The organism is Acinetobacter sp. WCHA29 (genome assembly GCF_002165335.1).
Lineage (GTDB): Bacteria > Pseudomonadota > Gammaproteobacteria > Pseudomonadales > Moraxellaceae > Acinetobacter.
Genome location: NZ_NHRQ01000006.1, coordinates 106,779 through 123,440 on the forward strand (window position 1 = coordinate 106,779; position 16,662 = coordinate 123,440).

Here is a 16,662-nt window from a genome sequence, read left to right on the forward strand (position 1 = left end):
TCCAATATTATTTCGGTCATCAATTAAGCTTTCGCTTTCTTACCACGATAGTCTTCAATCGCAGCTTTGATTGCATCTTCAGCCAATACAGAGCAGTGTACTTTTACTGGTGGAAGCGCAAGCTCTGTCGCAATATCAATATTTTTAATTGCTTGAGCTTCATCAAGTGTTTTACCTTTTAACCATTCAGTTACAAGAGAGCTTGATGCGATTGCAGAACCACAGCCGTAAGTTTTGAAGCGAGCTTCTTCAATTACGCCATTGTCATCGACTTGAATTTGTAAACGCATCACGTCGCCACATGCAGGTGCGCCGACCATACCTGTACCTACGTTTTCTGCATTTTTGTCTAATACACCAACATTACGAGGGTTTTCGTAATGATCAATTACCTTTTCGCTATAAGCCATGTCGCTTCTCCAAACCTCGGGGTCAGCCTAATATTAATATGAGGGTTAAAACATACTTTTCAATGAAGTGCTCAATAGAGCACCTTATAAATTAGTGTTCAGCCCATTCAACTGTTGAAAGGTCAATCCCTTCTTTGTACATATCCCAAAGCGGAGAAAGTTCACGTAATTTCTCAACAGCAGCTTTGGTAATTGTTAACACATGATCAATATCTGCCTCAGTGGTGTATTTACCAAAACTGAAACGGATTGAGCTGTGTGCCAACTCGTCAGATAAACCTAAGGCACGCAATACGTATGATGGTTCTAAAGTTGCAGATGTACATGCTGAACCACTTGAAACGGCAGCATCTTTTAATGCCATCATCAGTGACTCGCCTTCAACGAAGTTGAAGCTGACATTTAGATAGTTTGCAACGTTCTCAGTCGGATGACCATTCAAGAACACTTGCTCAAGGTCTTGGAAGCCATTCCATAGTTTGTCACGTAGGTGGCGAAGACGCTCTTGTTCTGCTTGCATGGTTTTCCCAGCAATTTCAAAAGCTTCACCCATACCTACAATTTGATGAGTTGCTAAAGTACCAGAACGCATACCACGCTCATGACCACCACCATGCATTTGCGCTTTTAAGCGAACCCGTGGATTACGACGAACATATAATGCACCGATTCCTTTAGGGCCATAAATTTTATGACCAGAGAAGCTCATTAAATCAATTTTCATGGTTGAAAGATCGATTTCGACTTTACCAGCGGCTTGTGCAGCATCAACGTGTAAGAATGTTTTATTCGCACGTGTTAGCTCGCCAATAGCCGCTACGTCAGTAATCGTACCGATTTCATTGTTCACCATCATCAGCGAAACAAGAATGGTATCTGGACGTAAAGCTGCTTTCACCATTTCAGGCGTAATTAAACCTGTACGTGGTTCAGGTTCTAAATAAGTAATTTCAAAACCTTGTTCTTCTAGCTCGCGGCAAGTATCTAACACTGCTTTGTGTTCGATTTTACTAGTAATGATGTGCTTGCCTTTTGAACCGTAAAACTGAGCAATACCTTTTAATGCTAAGTTGTCAGATTCAGTTGCACCAGAAGTCCAAACGATCTCACGTGGATCTGCTTTAACTAGGTTTGCAACTTGTTCACGTGCATATTCAGCTTTTTCTTCAGCTTGCCAACCATAGGCATGCGAGCGTGATGCAGGATTACCAAAAGTCCCTTCGAAGGTTAAACATTCCATCATACGTTGTGCAACTTCAGGAAGTACTGGTGTTGTTGCTGCATAATCAAGATAAATTGGACGTTTCATGTCAAATACCTGTAACCGATAGGAGGGCTGAATCTAAACTTGCTGAGTTTTGACGTAGTGAAACAGTTTGAACGTTGTCACGTGCAATTAAGTCTGCAAGAGAAATTTTTGCGAGATAATCGGCAATATGGTGGGAGAGTTCTTGCCATAAGTCATGCGTTAAGCACATTGCACCATTTTGGCAGTTACCTTTATGGTCACAACGTGTCGCATCGACAGTTTCATTTACAGCTTCGATAATTTCTAGCACAGTGATTTCAGCGGCATTGCGTGCAAGATGATATCCACCGTTAGCACCACGAACGCTTGAAACTAACTCATGACGCTTAAGTTTCGCGAATAACTGTTCTAGATAAGCGACTGAGATGGATTGGCGTGCTGCTATTTCCGCAAGCGTGATCGTTTGTTCAGTTGGCTGCAAAGCTAAATCAAGTAGAGCAGTCACTGCGTAACGACCGCGAGTTGTAAGGCGCATGATTCGATACACATGGTTAGACTAGATGTCTAAATTTTATTAATTCCGACTAAAATAGTCAAGTTTTAAATTGTCATTATGAGTGTGAAAAGTGAAATATATTTGAATTATTGTATCCACATAGTATAAACAAAAAAGGCAATAAAAATAAAGCTCAATACAGCAAAGCAAATATTGATCAGGCGCTGGCGTTTTTGCATTCGGTGAATACGGTTCTGGTATTGTTTTGCCTCAACCAGTAAGGTGTTGATTTCAGAACGTTGCTGGTCAATTTTATCAAGCAGTGGCGCGATTCGTTGTTGAGGCGCAATAGCTTCTGCATCATTATTAAATGCATTGAACCATTGTTTCCAATTTGCGAATATACTCGTGAGTGTGAGGTGAGGGATTAAATCCATCACATCTTCTTGAAGTCTTGCATCACCTAAAATACGCATATTGTAAATACTGCGCTGATTATTAAATACGAAAATTTTAATCAAATCGATGAGTGTGCTATTTATTTCTAGATCAACTTTTCGATCTAGTGCTTTCATATCAAATAAAATTCCCTTTTCGGTAAATTGGACATAAAAGTCAAAAAAAGGAATATAGCTGTTGATTCGAATGGTAACTTTTTCATCGATAAGCTTTTTCGCTTGCAAGCGTAAAGTTGCATCATGCGTGAGAATGAATGCAAAAAAAGTTTCTAAAACAATGATGACAATGTTTAGCAACAAATGGGGGTGTTTATGTCTTTGTTGCGTATCACTCATAGGTCTCTTTGTCCTTGCCAATCACACTATAAATTTCATAAAGCACGTAAATCTGAGTATCCATACTCAATTGTTAAAAATAATTTACATGACTTTATTGCTTTGTAGAACAGTTTTTTAAAACGATCAAGTCTTAACTTTGATATTATAAAAACATTTTTATGGTTAAATACGACATACTGTTTGTAAAGTGCTTGGGAGTAATGGTTAATGGACAACTCAAATGTAGAACACCCAACTGATGAGGCAGAGGTAAAAACTAAGCTAAAATCAAAGAGTTCTAAAAAATCTGCCCTTGATTTCAAAAAGTATACGCAACAGATTTGGCTGGCTGGATTAGGTGCTTTTTCACGCGCCGAAGAAGAGGGAAATAAATTATTTGACTCTTTAGTCAAGGTGGGTGAAGAGCTAGAATCCAAGACCGTAGATTTTGCTGATAACACTGTTGGAAAAGTAACTGAGAAAGCCAAAGAATCAGTGACGGATACTAAAGATAAAGTTGAAAAAATTTTAGACACAGGTGTGAATCATTCGTTGAATCGTATTGGTCTAGTCACTCCAAAAGATCTCCAGCATATCGAGCAACTTTTAGTTCAGCTACATATTAAAGTAGATGCATTGATTGATGAAAATAATCTATTAAAGAGTAAATTGAATAAAAAGTAAAAAAATATAGGTGCTCGTCTGTTTATGTGGTTTTTGAGTATTTATTTTTGCTAAAAAGCCTTTCTAGTATTGCGTTCTCCCCTAAAGCATTGCTATAAAGGCGGCATGGCCTTTTAAACTATAGCCTTGGATCTTAACAAACGATATTAAGAGGATATTTTTTATCATGAATAAATCAGAATTAATTGATGCGATTGCTGAAAAAGGGGGAGTATCTAAATCGGATGCTGGTAAGGCACTCGATGCAACGATTGCGTCAATCACTGAAGCACTTAAAAGCGGTGATACGGTTACTTTAGTTGGTTTTGGTACATTTAGCGTTAAAGAACGTGCTGCACGTACTGGTCGTAATCCTAAAACAGGTGAAGAGCTTCAAATTAAAGCAAGCAAAGTACCTAGTTTTAAACCAGGTAAGGGTTTAAAAGATTCAGTTGCGTAATCTTTTTAAATCAGAAAACGCACCATTTTGGGTGCGTTTTTTATTTATTGAATGAAATACTTTATTCAGCATTCATTCGCTTTGGTTTTTCAGTTAAAATTGCCCCGAAATAAAATATTGGAATACTTATGGAATCATTTCGTACAGTCATTAAGGGTTGGCTTGGCAAAGTCCTATTAGTTTTGTTTTTGACCCCTTTAGCGCTTGTAGGTATTGAAGGATATTTTAGCGGCAGTAATAAAGCAGACGTTGCGAAATCCGTTAACGGACAAGATATTTCTAATAAAGACTTGGAAAGTGCGACTAAAAATTATAAAGATCAATATTTATCAATGGTAAAGGGTGATGAGTCTCTTTTAAATCAGCCCGTTATTCAGCAAAAAGCTTTAGATGCGCTGATTGCACGCTCTTTATTGCAACAACAGGCAGAAAAATTAGGTATTTCTTTAAGCGATACTCAGCTAGAGCAAATGTTGGCACAACAACCAAGTTTCCAAGAAAATGGAAAGTTTTCTCAAAAGTTGTATGAAAATTATTTACGTTCAGTTGGAATGACTAACCAAGCTTTAATCGCAAGTTTGCGTCAAGATCATGCCCTAAAAATGATTTCATCGACTTTGTTAGATTATGCGTTGGTAAGTCAATCTGATTTACATCAGCTTGCGAGTTTGCAAACAGAACAGCGTACTTTGCATTTAGCAAGTATTAAGTTGGATGATTATAAAAAAGGTTTGACTGCGTCGACTCAAGAAATAACAGAGTACTACAACAAGCATAAAAATGAATTTAAGCAAGTTGCGAGTGTTGATGTTGATTATGTGGTTTTAAGCCCAGCATTATTGCCTCAAACTAATTTAAATATCACTGAGGCTGATTTACAACAAGCTTATAAGGCTTTTGTTGAAAAGCAGCAGAAAGATGCAAAACGTGAAGTGAAGCATATTTTAATTACAACTGATGCGCGCGATGCGGCAGCAGCTCAAAAAATTGCGAATGATGTTTATGTCAAGATTCAAGGTGGAATGTCATTTGCTCAAGCGGCTGCACAATTTTCTGAAGACCCGACTTCAAAAGCACAGGGTGGTTTGGTTGATGCTTATGCGCCAGGTATTTTCTCAGCCGACTTTGATAATGCGGTTAATGCTTTAAAGAATGGTGAAGTTTCTAAACCTGTTAAAACACAATATGGCTACCATATTATTGAAGCAAATGCACCAGTTGCAAATATTCCTTCATTTGAGAGTGAGAAAGCTCGCTTAACAGCTGAAGTGCAGAAGGCAAAAACTGCAAATTTATTTAGCGATACTGTAAATAGCTTAAATGAAATGGTTGTGGGTAATGACTCTTTAGAAGCGGTTGCTCAAGAAGTGAAGGGTGCTCGTGTTGAATCTTTAAATGGCGTGACCTTAACCACTCAAAACCCTTATTTGAGCGATTTAAATGTTAAAGCAAAATTGTTTAATGATGATGTGAAAAACGGTGACCGTAATGCATCTTCTAATATTCAGTTAGCGAATGGTGATACGATTTGGATTAAAGTCCGTAATTACCATGCAGCGGGTGTTAAACCATTAGATCAAGCGACTGCTGAAGTAAAAGCAAAAGTCATTGAAGCAAAGGCGTATAAAGCTGCGCAAGCAAAAATTGCAAAGATTTTAGCTGATTTTAAAGCGTTACCTGCCGCACAAGTTGTTGCAAAATCACAAGTCACTTTTGAAGATGCAGGTACATTTGCACGTTCTCAAGGTTTAAAGCGTGCAATTGAACGTGCTGCTTTCAGTATTTCAGCGCCAACTAAAGAAGGTATGTGGTCTGCTACGACAGCAAAATTACCTAATGAGTTGGTTATCGTTGCGGTTTCAAACGTGAATACTAATGCTGCAAATGAGTTACCGCCAGAGCAAATTGCTGAGTTAACTAAGTTGTATCAGCAGTTCCGTGGTCAGCAGTTACTAGAAGACTATACTGATTATTTAAAATCACAGGCGAAAATCAAATAAGTTTGATCTAAGCTTTGAAATTTAAAAAGCCAGTTCTTATGAACTGGCTTTTTTGTGCATTATAAACATTATTTTTTCTGAATAAATTTAGCTTCTTCGGATTGTGGATATTGGTTAAGCAACTTTGTTTTATACTTATTGGCAAGAGCAGTGTTTTTATCGACTTCTTTTGCAATGCTATAAAGTTGATAAACCGCTCGAGAAGCTTTTGCTGAATTGGGATAGCGTGTTACTACGATATTATAGTTTTGCTTGGCTGCTTTATAGTCAACAGGTTCAACCGCTAAATAAAACTCAGCTAGCCAAAAGTAAGCGTTTCCAACATAAATTCCATTTGGGTGGTTCTTAATGAAATTTTGCATTGGTTGGATGGCTTTTTTTGCACCACCTTGTTTGTAGGCATCTAGAGCAACCGTATATGCTGCTTTTTCTAGCTCAATTTGGTTGTTGGTATTGCTTGTGGTAGCGGTATTTGACTTCGGTTGTACGACAGGTGTCTGAGGGACTGTGTCTTGTTTTACAGGACTAGGAGCTGTTGATGTTGGAGCTGAGTTTGTTTCTGTTTTTACTATATCAGTTGTCGTACTATTTTTTGGTTCTGTATTTTCTTCTGGTGGGTCAATTTTTTGAGAGAGTAATTCTAAGCGTTGATCTAAATCTGTATAGCGATTTGCCAACTCTTTTTTCAGTTGTTCAATTGAATTGTCATGCTCTTCTAATTGTCCTCGTAATTTTCGAACTTCTTCTTCTAGTTTTTGGTTCTTTTGAATGAGATCCCAATTTAGGTTTGAGCCAGTATTAGAGATATTTGTATTATCTGCAATCGTCTGGCTTAGTGCACGAGATTCAATGGGAACATTTGCATATAAATGTGCGCTAGCGAGTAAGGCAGTAAAAAGTACGGAATACTTTTTTAACATAAAAATTCATCCATAAAGTTAAAAAGCCGTGAGCGAACAAGTCCTCATGTTTACTTGTGGCACACTAGATCTATGTTTTTGATTTAGTCATTAAAGCAGCAACTCATTTAAATGCAATAAGCATTTACAATCTTCAAGCATTTTTCGAATAAAGAAATTATCTGTTGTTTAATGTTTATACATATTTAAATTAAACGGATAATATAGAGATAGATTTTGCTGATGAAATAAGCAATTGAATCAAAAAGTCACTTAAAAACAGAGACAAGTCTTGCAACTCAGGTAAAAATCTCTATACTTTGTCAGGCAATGGTAGCCCTGCTGGTAGCTTCGCAATTGTACTCTATGAACCCCGCCAGGACCGGAAGGTAGCAACGGTAGTAGAACTATGATGTGCCGAAGTCATGCTAGTGGGGTTGCCACCATTTATTCTTCATCGCTCGTTCGGGCAATTGCTTTCATAATTATTCCCATATCAAATCCTCGGTACTGTAAGAATCTAATTTGTCTTGCTTTTAGTTTAGGATCAGTCTCTACTTCCATCCCGAATTTCTTTATTTTGAGTTGATAAGCTTGATCTAGCCAATCGACCTCTGAAAGTTCTTCTGTAATAAGTTCTGTATCGAGTTGTTTTGCTTTTAAAGCCTGTTTAATTCTTTGTAATCCTTTACCTTTTCTAAGTTGACTGGCCAATGTGAGTTCTGCAACACGTTGGTCGCTTTGGTAATTTTGTTGTGCTAACTCATCAACTAGATTTGCGACTTCTTCTGGATTGATCGCATATTGATTTAATTTTGCTTCGAGATCTGCTTTCGAATAATCCCGACGTGTAAGAAGGGCAAATGCATAAGAGCGTAATCTTGCACCTGTTAGTGTTTTCGGTTTCTCTATTTTTTCAGAATTAAACAAGTTTTATATCCTCTTGAAAGAAAAACGCCCCGAAGGGCGTTTCAGCTTAGCTTTCTAAAAAATCTGGTTCTTCTTCATCTTCAGTTTGAGCTGCTTCTTTGTTGTTTTTAGTAAGAAGTTGTTCACGAATGACCTTTTCGATTTCTTGAGCCATTGCTGGATTTTCCTCAAAATGTCGAATCACGTTATTTTTACCTTGACCAATTTTATTACCTTGATAAGAATACCAAGCACCCGCTTTTTGTACGATGTCTTGTTGAACAGCAAGATCAACCAATTCGCCTAACTGATTAGTGCCTTTGCCATACATGATTTGGAACACAGCTTCTTTGAACGGAGGCGCCATTTTGTTTTTTACAACTTTAACACGCGTTTCGTTACCTGTGATCTCGTCACCTTCTTTCACTTGACCAATACGACGGATGTCTAATCGTACAGAAGCGTAGAATTTAAGTGCATTACCACCTGTAGTGGTTTCTGGACTACCAAACATCACACCAATCTTCATACGGATTTGGTTAATGAAGATCACCATACAGTTCGAGCGTTTCGCATTACCTGTAATTTTACGCAGAGCTTGACTCATTAAGCGTGCTTGTAAGCCCATGTGCGAGTCACCCATTTCGCCTTCAATTTCGGCTTTAGGGGTTAATGCTGCTACAGAGTCGACAACGATTAAATCGATTGCACCCGAACGCACTAACATATCGGCGATTTCGAGTGCTTGCTCACCGTGGTCAGGTTGTGAAACCAATAGATTATCAATATCTACGCCAAGCTTACGTGCATATTCTGGATCTAATGCATGTTCTGCATCGATAAAGGCACAGGTACCGCCATTTTTTTGACATTGAGCAATCGCTTGTAATGTCATGGTAGTTTTACCTGAAGATTCAGGACCATAAATTTCGATAATACGACCTTTAGGTAATCCGCCAATCCCTAACGCGATATCGAGAGTTAAAGAACCTGTAGAAACTGCTTCAACAGCTTGTACAGTATTATCACCTAAGCGCATCACGGTATTTTTACCAAATTGCTTTTCAATTTGGCTTAAGGCTGCTTGTAACGCCTTGCTTTTATTATCATCCATCTCAAAACCTCAAAACTTTATTTCTTAACGACTAACCCAAGTGGATGTATTGAATCTCAACTTGTTGGGACTTGAGTATAGTGGCAGATTCTAGTTGTATATTCCACATCTGATCTGTGCCAATACGACACAAGATGACGCGTCCAAATTAGAAAATTTTATTCATCATGATATGACCATGATTGTACATTTTCTTGTTTAAAACGATTGATATCACGACGATCTTTTTTACTTGGTCGGTGATCAGGTCGGGCTAGATTATGCAATTTTCGCTGTGATGCATGCAACTCTCTGCGTTCAATACTTTCAGGCGTTTCTTCATAAAGAAGTTGAGCCATGGGAGCACCACCTCGAACAGCTGATAGTGCTTTCACAACAACGGTCTTTTTCTCAAAACCTTGCTGGATGGTGAGTTCCATTCCAATACGGACGTCTCTAGAAACTTTAACGCGGTCATTGTTGTGATGGACTTTACCACCTTCAATTGCGGCTTTGGCAATAGAGCGTGTTTTAAAAAAACGTGCAGCCCAAAGCCATTTATCAATGCGCATGGCATCCATGCTGTCTGATTCATGCTGTTTTGGCATCTGTTACCTGTAAGTTGGTGTCAAGATAATCAAAGAGATTGGTTAAATGATCGAGTGATGGATACGCTATTTCCGTAGCGAGTCGAGCTGGTTTAGCACTAGACGGTTGTAAAATGCTAAACAATTGGTTAATACCAAAACGTTCAGCACCTTGGAGTACCGCAACCGTATCATCAATAAATATTGCTTGAGCTGGATCAAATGGATGTATTTGCTGTAACTTTTGCCAAAAAGCGACTTCTTCTTTGGCATGCCCAAGCTCTTCACTACTGATCATGACTTCAAAGTAAGGGCTAAGTTCGACATTTTCAAGCTTCAGTTGTAAGCCTGCTCGATCAGCATTGGTCAGTAACCAACAGCGATAGCCTTGAGCTTTGAGTTGTTCTAATAATTCATGACAACCTTTACGTGCGCGAATTTTTTCACGGTGTTCATATTGTAGTTGTAAAACATCTACGCCAACTTTAGCAGTCCAATACGCCGAAGAATACCAAGATAGTGTATGCTTATGCTGTTGGTAAAATTGGAATAGTGTTTGTTTACTTTGCTCTAAACTGCATTGATGTGTTTGGGCATGACGTTCAGGTAAACAATGATTCCAAATAAAATCATCGAAGGCTAAATCGAGTAATGTGCCATCCATGTCGAACATGGCGATAGGCTGCTGCTGTAAATCTGAATATGACATAAGGCTGATCTATGTTTATTAAAACGCTTGCCCCACAAGATCAATTTATTCTGAAACTTGTGCCAATCATGGCGCAGGCAAGTCAAATATTATTGGAAGAATATCAAAATTATTGTGCGGGTGGTGAGTTTAATATTCAGGAAAAAAGTGATGATTCGCCTGTGACTCAGGCAGATTTAAAAGTAAATCGTTTTTTATTAAAGCAGTTAGCGGAATTTACGCCAGAGTTACCAGTGTTGTCAGAGGAGAGTGATTATTCTGCTCGATCTGCTTGGTCACGTTGCTGGATGCTCGATCCTTTGGATGGTACGAAAGAGTTTATTCATGAGCGTGATGAATTTACGATTAATTTAAGCTTGATCGAGGGTAATGAAACGACTTTTGCGATTATTGCCGTACCCTGTGAACAGGTCATGTATATTGGCTATCAGTCACAGTTACCTAATAAGTATAGTTTTAGCCGTCAAGAATGGTTTCAATATCAGGTCGAAGAACATGATTTGACAACACCGCTTCAAATTGGTTTGAGTCATAACAGTAAAAATCCAAAGTATAAAAATTTTATCGAACCAATTTTGCGAGATCGTGCTGTAGAAAGACGTGAGGCAGGGAGTGCCTATAAGTTCTGCATGATGTTAGAAGGTGAAATTGATATCTATCCAAGATTTCATCCAACCTCAGAGTGGGATACCAGTTCAGGACAAGCTTTACTCGAAAGTATCGGTGGTGGATTGATGACTCTGGATGGAAAACCATTTCAATACAATCAGCGTGAAACGGTATTGAATGGTGGTTTTATTGCTTTTAGAGATCAATATTGCAAAAAAATTGCTTATGAGGCCTTGGCGCATTCAGGCATTTTAGATTGAGTCTTGTCGTCTGCATGGTATAGTGAGCTAAATTCTCATCTTTTGTAAATTGTGATATGGCTCTGCATTTATTGCCAAAAAGCATGTTTGAAGCAGTTGATCTGCTTCCTGATGCCTCAATTCCTGTAACACTGTTTACTCGCCATTCGTTGCGTGAATTGGTGAATGGGCAGGGTTTGGCTGGTTATGACTTGCAATTAACGGAACAAGGTCGAGATTTGGCTTATGCATGGGGTCAATATCTTATTAAAAATACGGATCGAGCAATTCAACATTGTATCTCTAGTCCGATTCAGCGTTGTGTTGATACGGCTGCATTAATGATTCAAGGTGCAGATGGGATTCACGAGGCAATAAATACGCATACGATCGAAATTGTTGAGCAGCGATTGTTAGTAGAACCCGGAAGCTTTGTATTGGATATTCAGCAAGCAGCCCCTTACTTTCGTAAACAAGGTGCATTAGGGTTTATTAATAGCTTTGTGAATAATGCTTTGCCTGGTATGAAACATCCAATTACAGGCGTTTTTGATGTTCTGGAGCTCTTATATCATACCCATCCAACGCAACATCAAGGTTTGAGCTTGGCTGTTAGTCACGACACCATTATTGCGGCGATCGTTGCTGTGATTTCAGGTCAAACACAAATTGATAAGTCGGATTGGCCTGAGATGATGGAGGGCTTATTTGTGTGGTTTGAAGGTGAGGATTTTAGCAGTAGTAAGCTAAAATGGATCTGGCGTGGTCAAAAGCATGAATTGGTTATTAAAGATTTTCAGAATAAATAAGATTTTTTAAGAGTATGATTTAATTGTGCAATTTAAAATTAAAAAACTACTAACGTTGCATTACTAAGTTGAAGATAATAAAAAAGCCCGAAAATCGGGCTTTTTTACATGCATCAAATTAGTTAGCTAATGCTTTAATTTGAGCGTTTAAGCGGCTCTTGTGACGAGCAGCTTTATTTTTGTGGATGATGCCTTTATCAGCCATACGGTCGATTACAGGTACAGCTGTTTTATAAGCTTCTGAAGCAACAGCATAGTCACCAGCAGCGATCGCATTTACAGTACGTTTGATGTAAGTACGAACCATAGAACGCAAGCTTGCGTTGTGTTTACGTGCTTTAACGTTTTGACGAGCACGTTTTTTAGCTTGAGCAGAGTTTGCCACTCGTGCACTCCTTGAAAATAAGTTGGTCTGGGCGGGCTGAAGTTAAAACCAAAAAATATTGGCAACATTCACCAGCCCGTAAACAAGTGCCATATTTTGAGGAAACTAAGCCCCGAAGTCAAGCCTTGTGATACTTTTAAGTACATTTAACAGGTGATAATCTTGCAAGAAAACGTTACATTAGGCTTAGTTATGATTCGGAATAAATAAAAATGAGAATAGGTGACAAAAAGGCAATTGTTATTGGTGCTACGGGGCTAGTGGGTGAAGCACTTGTGGCTGAATTGGAACAGTCAAATGATTTTAGTTCTGTGACTGTTGTTGTAAGGAAAAATTCAGATAAATTAAAATCTTATAGTAAAGTGACCCAACTTATTCTAGAAGATTTTTTGCTTTTGAATGATGAAGATGTAAGCACTTATACTCATGCATTTAGTTGCTTAGGTAGCACCATTAAACAAGCTGGATCGAAACAAGCATTTTACGCAATTGACTATGAAATTAATGCTCATTTTGCTGATTTAATCCAAGATAAAAATATTCATTTATTGGTGGTCAGTGCTTTAGGAGCGAATGCTAATTCACCAGTTTTCTATAATAAAGTTAAAGGTGAGTTGGAAAACTACTTAAAAAGCTTGTCGATGTATAAGCTCTCAATTTTTCAACCGTCACTCTTAATTGGTAAGCGTAGTGAAGTACGAGTTTTAGAAGATGTGGCACAAACGCTATTCAAATTGGTTGAAAAGACTTGGACCAAGCCGTTTAAATATAAGCCTGTAACCGCAGAACAATTGGCGCATACTATGCTAAATGCAGCTCAAACTCAGACAGCAGCATTCAAGCTGTACGATAATTTGATGATACAACAAACCCAATAATGGAGATTTTCAGTGACTACGATTCCTTTTGTAACTTGCGACTTGTTAGATGATAATCCTGAGAAAGATTTACAGGTCGTAACACCATCATTAGACGGTAAGTTTTTTAAAAGTTATGGTGCGCGTAAAACCTTTGGTGGGCAGATTGTAACAGTCAAGTGTTTTGAAGATAACTCACGTGTAAAAGAGCTATTGGCAACTGATGGTGCAGGTAAGGTGCTGGTTGTAGATGGTGGCGCTTCTATGCGTTGCGCCCTGATGGGTGACTTGATTGCAGAATCGGCGGTGAAGAACCAATGGAATGGCGTGGTGATTTATGGCTGTGTACGTGATGTGGATGCAATTGCCGAACTTGATTTAGGTGTGCATGCATTGGCTGCAATTCCACAAAAAAGTAATCGTAAGGGCATAGGTGAAGTTGATATTACATTGTATTTTGGTGGTGTGACGATCAATTCTGGCGATTATATCTATGCTGATAATAATGGCATCGTAATCGCGAAAGAAAAACTAATTGACTGCTAAAGGATAGCAATATGCTCAAAATGGTGAATCATCAATTTAAGGTTTTACAATCTGTTGTTGCAACTTTAATTGAAGGCGGAAGAGGTGTGATGGGAACACCCCAACCGAATCAGCCTTCGAAACCGTTAAAACTTTATGAGTTTGAAGGTTCACCCTTTTGTCGCCGTGTTCGTGAAGTGATTACCATGCTGAATCTGGATGTGGAAATTTATCCATGTCCGAAAGGTGGTCAAAAATATCGACAAATCGTTAAAGAAAAAGGTGGTAAAAAACAGTTTCCTTTTTTGATTGATGAAAACACGGGTGATCAACTCTATGAGTCACAAGAGATCATTCATCATCTATTCAAACACTATGGTAAAACTGGGAAAACGCCGAAAAAATTCAGCCACTATCCAAAGCTTCCTTATGTTTCTGCTTTAGCCTCACTTGCAAATGCAGCACGTGGTGTATGGATTAACAAGAAAATTGTTAATCGAGCAGCACCAAAACAATTACTTGAATTGTGGAGTTTTGAAGGAAGTCCCTATACACGATTGGTTCGTGAAGTTCTGACTGAATTGGAAATTCCGTATATTTTGCATAATGTTGCGAAAGAGCGTTGGCAAGATATGGGTCCTGCGATTTTGCGTTTAAAACCAGGAAAATATATTCCACTACCAAATGGTAAGCGTGAAAAGACTGTTGAAGTGATGGGACGAGATATTCAGGTTCCATATTTGGTTGATCCGAATACGGGTGTGAAAATGTTTGAATCAGCTAAAATTGTTGAGTATCTAAAGAAACAGTACGGATAATAGAATAAATTGTAAAAAAGCATCTTTTAGAAGATGCTTTTTTTATATATGGAGTCTAGCAGTTGCTTCAATGATTGGTTTAGCGGTTTAATAGGCTCGAAATAGCCATATGATCAATTCCAAAATGTTAAGCCAACTAACGAACCTATTCAAAAGTTCAAAGGAAACACCTGAGCAGTTATTCCTCAAAGAAAATGACTTGGTTTTTGATAGTCGCGGTGCAATTTATAGGGGCATCGTTTTGAATGAGTTAGGATTTCGTCTGGAATATTTCTCAAATCGAAAATTAGATCGATTTGATGATCTAGAGAAACTGTTTAGGATTGCACCACAAATTAATGAAAAGATTGATTTGGAATTGCACTCACAGCGATTTGTTGAGCGCTTAGGAAATACAGAAGAAAACCTTAAAGAGTTAAAGCAAATCATTAAAGTTTTAAATGATTATTATGTGAAGTTTCAAAGACCAAGATAAGTATAAATATTTTTATGAGTTTTAATATCTAAATAAAAAAGCTGAATCATTTGATTCAGCTTTTTATTATGCAAGCTAACGATTATTTTTCAATAATTGCTGTTACACCTTGACCGCCAGCAGCACAGATCGAAACTAAGATACGACCTGAACCTTTTTGGTTTAAGATTTTCGCAGCAGTCGCGATGATACGACCACCAGTTGCAGCGAATGGGTGACCCGCAGCTAAAGAAGAACCTTTAACGTTTAATTTGCTACGATCAATTGAACCTAAAGGTGCATCTAAGCCTAAGCGCTCTTTACAGAACTTCTCATCTTCCCAAGCTTTCAAAGTAGAAAGTACTTGTGATGCAAACGCTTCGTGGATTTCGTAGTAGTCGAAATCTTGAAGTTTAAGACCAGCACGCTCAAGCATACGTGGAACTGCATAAGCAGGAGCCATCAATAAGCCTTCTTTTTTACCCACGAAATCAACCGCAGCAGTTTCAGTGAAAGTTAGGTAAGCAAGAACTTCGTGACCATTTGCTTTAGCCCACTCTTCAGAAGCTAAAAGTACGCATGAAGCACCGTCAGTAAGTGGAGTAGAGTTACCCGCTGTCATTGTTGCAGCTTCGCCTTTACCAAATACTGGTTTTAATTTTGCTAATTTCTCAGCAGTTGAGTCAGCACGTAAGTTGTTGTCACGGCTTAAACCTAAGAACGGTGTGATTAAGTCATCGAAGAAACCTTCTTCGTATGCTTTTGCCATTTTTTGATGAGAAGAAGCTGCTAAAGCATCTTGATCTTCACGGCTAATGCCCCACTCAAGAGCAGTAATTGCCTGATGGTCACCCATTGAAAGACCTGTACGTGGCTCACCATTTTTCGGTGCATCCATCAAATCTTTAACATTGATTTTTTTCAATGCTTTAAGGCGATCTTTACCTGTTTTAGCGATGTTCAGCTCAAGCAAAGCTTTACGTAAACCGTCACCCAATGCAATCGGTGCATCAGATGTGGTATCAACACCACCTGCAATACCCACTTCGATTTGACCCAAAGCAATTTTGTTTGCAACAAGGAAAGCTGCCTGTAAGCCAGTACCACATGCCTGTTGAATGTCATAAGCTGGAGTTTCTGGTGCAAGCTGAGTATTTAAAACACACTCACGAGTCATGTTGAAGTCACGGCTGTGTTTTAATACCGCACCTGCAACCACTTCACCTAAACGTTGGCCTTGTAGGTTAAAACGCTCAACTAAGCCGTTTAATGCTGCGGTGAACATATCCATGTTTGAGGCAGTGAAATATGCGCCGTTTGAACGAGCGAATGGAATACGGTTACCGCCAATAATGGCAACACGGCGAACAGTGTTTTGGCTCATGGTTTTATCCTGTTGAACAGAAGGTTTGGTTGTTTTAGCTGTTGCTGCTTTTGTAGATGTAGAAGAAGCAGTGCTTTTTGTACTACGACTGGTAGAACGAGGACGAGTCGTTTTAGTTGTCGTACTTGCTGCTTTAGGAGTTGCGTCAGCACTTTTACTTGGAGTAGAAGTTGCTTTTGATGTATTTGACACAGTCTCTTGAGCAGAATTCTCGACTGCTGGATTTTCTTGAGTTGTTTTGCTCATAAGGCTTTTCCAAGCATAATTGCGATATTCTTACTATAACCATAGCATATTTCCAGTACTGCTGTATTGACTAGAATGACGCTTT

20 protein-coding genes and 1 other RNA gene are annotated in these 16,662 nt (G+C 38.6%); 10 read left to right on the forward strand and 11 right to left on the reverse strand.

The window, feature by feature from the left end; translation table 11 throughout:
• Positions 1-23: 23 nt before the first annotated feature.
• The 4 genes from iscU to CDG59_RS06595 form a co-directional block, all read right to left on the reverse strand.
• Positions 24-410 (reverse strand): Fe-S cluster assembly scaffold IscU, encoded by a 387-nt coding sequence (gene iscU, locus CDG59_RS06580; RefSeq protein WP_004639432.1) that lies wholly within the window; start codon positions 408-410, stop codon positions 24-26.
• A gap of 91 nt (positions 411-501) precedes the next feature.
• Positions 502-1,719: an IscS subfamily cysteine desulfurase gene (locus CDG59_RS06585; protein ID WP_087544342.1), complete on the reverse strand. Its 1,218-nt coding sequence runs from the start codon at positions 1,717-1,719 to the stop codon at positions 502-504.
• Position 1,720: 1 nt separating this feature from the next.
• A complete protein-coding gene (locus CDG59_RS06590) occupies positions 1,721-2,194 on the reverse strand; it encodes an Rrf2 family transcriptional regulator (RefSeq protein ID WP_087544344.1) in 474 nt (157 codons plus the stop codon).
• Between the two features lie 107 nt (positions 2,195-2,301).
• Complete coding sequence (locus CDG59_RS06595; RefSeq protein WP_087544346.1) at positions 2,302-2,949, reverse strand: hypothetical protein; 648 nt, start codon at positions 2,947-2,949, stop codon at positions 2,302-2,304.
• Positions 2,950-3,159: 210 nt separating this feature from the next.
• Here CDG59_RS06595 and CDG59_RS06600 point away from each other — a divergent pair, with 210 nt between their 5' ends.
• The 3 genes from CDG59_RS06600 (at position 3,160) to CDG59_RS06610 (ending at position 6,054) form a co-directional block, all read left to right on the forward strand.
• Positions 3,160-3,615 (forward strand): phasin family protein, encoded by a 456-nt coding sequence (locus CDG59_RS06600; protein ID WP_087544348.1) that lies wholly within the window; start codon positions 3,160-3,162, stop codon positions 3,613-3,615.
• Positions 3,616-3,781: 166 nt separating this feature from the next.
• A complete protein-coding gene (locus tag CDG59_RS06605) occupies positions 3,782-4,054 on the forward strand; it encodes an HU family DNA-binding protein (RefSeq protein WP_004661469.1) in 273 nt (90 codons plus the stop codon).
• A 128-nt stretch (positions 4,055-4,182) separates the two neighbouring features.
• Entirely contained in the window at positions 4,183-6,054 is a 1,872-nt protein-coding gene (locus CDG59_RS06610; RefSeq protein ID WP_087544350.1) for a SurA N-terminal domain-containing protein, read from the forward strand.
• Between the two features lie 68 nt (positions 6,055-6,122).
• On the opposite strand, the gene CDG59_RS06615 is transcribed toward CDG59_RS06610, so the two are convergent.
• A complete protein-coding gene (locus CDG59_RS06615) occupies positions 6,123-6,974 on the reverse strand; it encodes a YbgF trimerization domain-containing protein (protein WP_087544352.1) in 852 nt (283 codons plus the stop codon).
• A 319-nt stretch (positions 6,975-7,293) separates the two neighbouring features.
• On the opposite strand from CDG59_RS06615, the gene ffs reads away from it, so the two are divergent.
• An RNA gene (gene ffs, locus CDG59_RS06620) (signal recognition particle sRNA small type) lies at positions 7,294-7,390 on the forward strand.
• Positions 7,391-7,400: 10 nt separating this feature from the next.
• Here ffs and CDG59_RS06625 read toward each other — a convergent pair.
• The 4 genes from CDG59_RS06625 to CDG59_RS06640 form a co-directional block, all read right to left on the reverse strand.
• The gene (locus tag CDG59_RS06625; RefSeq protein ID WP_087544354.1) at positions 7,401-7,883 is read right to left on the reverse strand and encodes a regulatory protein RecX; all 483 of its coding nucleotides are present in this window, start codon (positions 7,881-7,883) and stop codon (positions 7,401-7,403) included.
• Positions 7,884-7,929: 46 nt separating this feature from the next.
• Positions 7,930-8,976 (reverse strand): recombinase RecA, encoded by a 1,047-nt coding sequence (recA, locus tag CDG59_RS06630; protein ID WP_004661473.1) that lies wholly within the window; start codon positions 8,974-8,976, stop codon positions 7,930-7,932.
• 158 nt (positions 8,977-9,134) lie between these two features.
• On the reverse strand, positions 9,135-9,563 hold the full coding sequence (locus CDG59_RS06635) for an RNA-binding S4 domain-containing protein (RefSeq protein WP_005215468.1): 429 nt from the start codon (positions 9,561-9,563) through the stop codon (positions 9,135-9,137).
• On the reverse strand, positions 9,547-10,251 hold the full coding sequence (locus CDG59_RS06640) for an HAD-IA family hydrolase (protein WP_087544356.1): 705 nt from the start codon (positions 10,249-10,251) through the stop codon (positions 9,547-9,549). Before CDG59_RS06640 ends, CDG59_RS06635 begins: the two co-directional genes overlap by 17 nt.
• An 11-nt stretch (positions 10,252-10,262) precedes the next feature.
• Here CDG59_RS06640 and CDG59_RS06645 point away from each other — a divergent pair, with 11 nt between their 5' ends.
• Together CDG59_RS06645 and CDG59_RS06650 are read left to right on the forward strand one after the other, a co-directional pair.
• On the forward strand, positions 10,263-11,120 hold the full coding sequence (locus tag CDG59_RS06645; RefSeq protein WP_087544358.1) for a 3'(2'),5'-bisphosphate nucleotidase CysQ: 858 nt from the start codon (positions 10,263-10,265) through the stop codon (positions 11,118-11,120).
• Positions 11,121-11,176: 56 nt separating this feature from the next.
• Positions 11,177-11,908: a histidine phosphatase family protein gene (locus tag CDG59_RS06650; RefSeq protein WP_087536862.1), complete on the forward strand. Its 732-nt coding sequence runs from the start codon at positions 11,177-11,179 to the stop codon at positions 11,906-11,908.
• Positions 11,909-12,026: 118 nt separating this feature from the next.
• Here the strand turns inward: CDG59_RS06650 and rpsT are convergent, their stop codons facing one another.
• Positions 12,027-12,293, reverse strand: a complete 267-nt coding sequence (gene rpsT, locus CDG59_RS06655; RefSeq protein WP_004639414.1) for a 30S ribosomal protein S20 — start codon at positions 12,291-12,293, stop codon at positions 12,027-12,029.
• Between the two features lie 212 nt (positions 12,294-12,505).
• Between rpsT and CDG59_RS06660 the strand changes: the two genes are divergently transcribed.
• The 4 genes from CDG59_RS06660 to CDG59_RS06675 all read left to right on the forward strand — a co-directional run bounded on the left by CDG59_RS06660 (position 12,506) and on the right by CDG59_RS06675 (position 14,968).
• Positions 12,506-13,171: an NAD(P)H-binding protein gene (locus CDG59_RS06660; RefSeq protein WP_046739194.1), complete on the forward strand. Its 666-nt coding sequence runs from the start codon at positions 12,506-12,508 to the stop codon at positions 13,169-13,171.
• A 12-nt stretch (positions 13,172-13,183) separates the two neighbouring features.
• Complete coding sequence (gene rraA, locus CDG59_RS06665; RefSeq protein WP_087544360.1) at positions 13,184-13,696, forward strand: ribonuclease E activity regulator RraA; 513 nt, start codon at positions 13,184-13,186, stop codon at positions 13,694-13,696.
• An 11-nt stretch (positions 13,697-13,707) separates the two neighbouring features.
• Positions 13,708-14,493: a glutathione S-transferase N-terminal domain-containing protein gene (locus CDG59_RS06670; protein ID WP_087544362.1), complete on the forward strand. Its 786-nt coding sequence runs from the start codon at positions 13,708-13,710 to the stop codon at positions 14,491-14,493.
• A gap of 124 nt (positions 14,494-14,617) precedes the next feature.
• Entirely contained in the window at positions 14,618-14,968 is a 351-nt protein-coding gene (locus CDG59_RS06675; protein WP_075696634.1) for a hypothetical protein, read from the forward strand.
• An 82-nt stretch (positions 14,969-15,050) separates the two neighbouring features.
• Here CDG59_RS06675 and CDG59_RS06680 read toward each other — a convergent pair whose 3' ends face one another.
• Positions 15,051-16,577: an acetyl-CoA C-acetyltransferase gene (locus tag CDG59_RS06680; RefSeq protein ID WP_087536866.1), complete on the reverse strand. Its 1,527-nt coding sequence runs from the start codon at positions 16,575-16,577 to the stop codon at positions 15,051-15,053.
• Positions 16,578-16,662 lie beyond the last annotated feature (85 nt).

Excerpts from the sequence above, each read along its gene's own strand:
- iscU (WP_004639432.1), bottom strand. The coding sequence starts at position 410 with ATGGCTTATAGCGAAAAGGTAATTGATCATTACGAAAACCCTCGTAAT.
- CDG59_RS06585 (WP_087544342.1), bottom strand. The coding sequence starts at position 1,719 with ATGAAACGTCCAATTTATCTTGATTATGCAGCAACAACACCAGTACTT.
- CDG59_RS06590 (WP_087544344.1), bottom strand. The coding sequence starts at position 2,194 with ATGCGCCTTACAACTCGCGGTCGTTACGCAGTGACTGCTCTACTTGAT.
- CDG59_RS06595 (WP_087544346.1), bottom strand. The coding sequence starts at position 2,949 with ATGAGTGATACGCAACAAAGACATAAACACCCCCATTTGTTGCTAAAC.
- CDG59_RS06600 (WP_087544348.1), top strand. The coding sequence starts at position 3,160 with ATGGACAACTCAAATGTAGAACACCCAACTGATGAGGCAGAGGTAAAA.
- CDG59_RS06605 (WP_004661469.1), top strand. The coding sequence starts at position 3,782 with ATGAATAAATCAGAATTAATTGATGCGATTGCTGAAAAAGGGGGAGTA.
- CDG59_RS06610 (WP_087544350.1), top strand. The coding sequence starts at position 4,183 with ATGGAATCATTTCGTACAGTCATTAAGGGTTGGCTTGGCAAAGTCCTA.
- CDG59_RS06615 (WP_087544352.1), bottom strand. The coding sequence starts at position 6,974 with ATGTTAAAAAAGTATTCCGTACTTTTTACTGCCTTACTCGCTAGCGCA.
- recA (WP_004661473.1), bottom strand. The coding sequence starts at position 8,976 with ATGGATGATAATAAAAGCAAGGCGTTACAAGCAGCCTTAAGCCAAATT.
- CDG59_RS06635 (WP_005215468.1), bottom strand. The coding sequence starts at position 9,563 with ATGCCAAAACAGCATGAATCAGACAGCATGGATGCCATGCGCATTGAT.
- CDG59_RS06640 (WP_087544356.1), bottom strand. The coding sequence starts at position 10,251 with ATGTCATATTCAGATTTACAGCAGCAGCCTATCGCCATGTTCGACATG.
- CDG59_RS06645 (WP_087544358.1), top strand. The coding sequence starts at position 10,263 with ATGTTTATTAAAACGCTTGCCCCACAAGATCAATTTATTCTGAAACTT.
- CDG59_RS06650 (WP_087536862.1), top strand. The coding sequence starts at position 11,177 with ATGGCTCTGCATTTATTGCCAAAAAGCATGTTTGAAGCAGTTGATCTG.
- CDG59_RS06660 (WP_046739194.1), top strand. The coding sequence starts at position 12,506 with ATGAGAATAGGTGACAAAAAGGCAATTGTTATTGGTGCTACGGGGCTA.
- CDG59_RS06670 (WP_087544362.1), top strand. The coding sequence starts at position 13,708 with ATGCTCAAAATGGTGAATCATCAATTTAAGGTTTTACAATCTGTTGTT.
- CDG59_RS06675 (WP_075696634.1), top strand. The coding sequence starts at position 14,618 with ATGTTAAGCCAACTAACGAACCTATTCAAAAGTTCAAAGGAAACACCT.
- CDG59_RS06680 (WP_087536866.1), bottom strand. The coding sequence starts at position 16,577 with ATGAGCAAAACAACTCAAGAAAATCCAGCAGTCGAGAATTCTGCTCAA.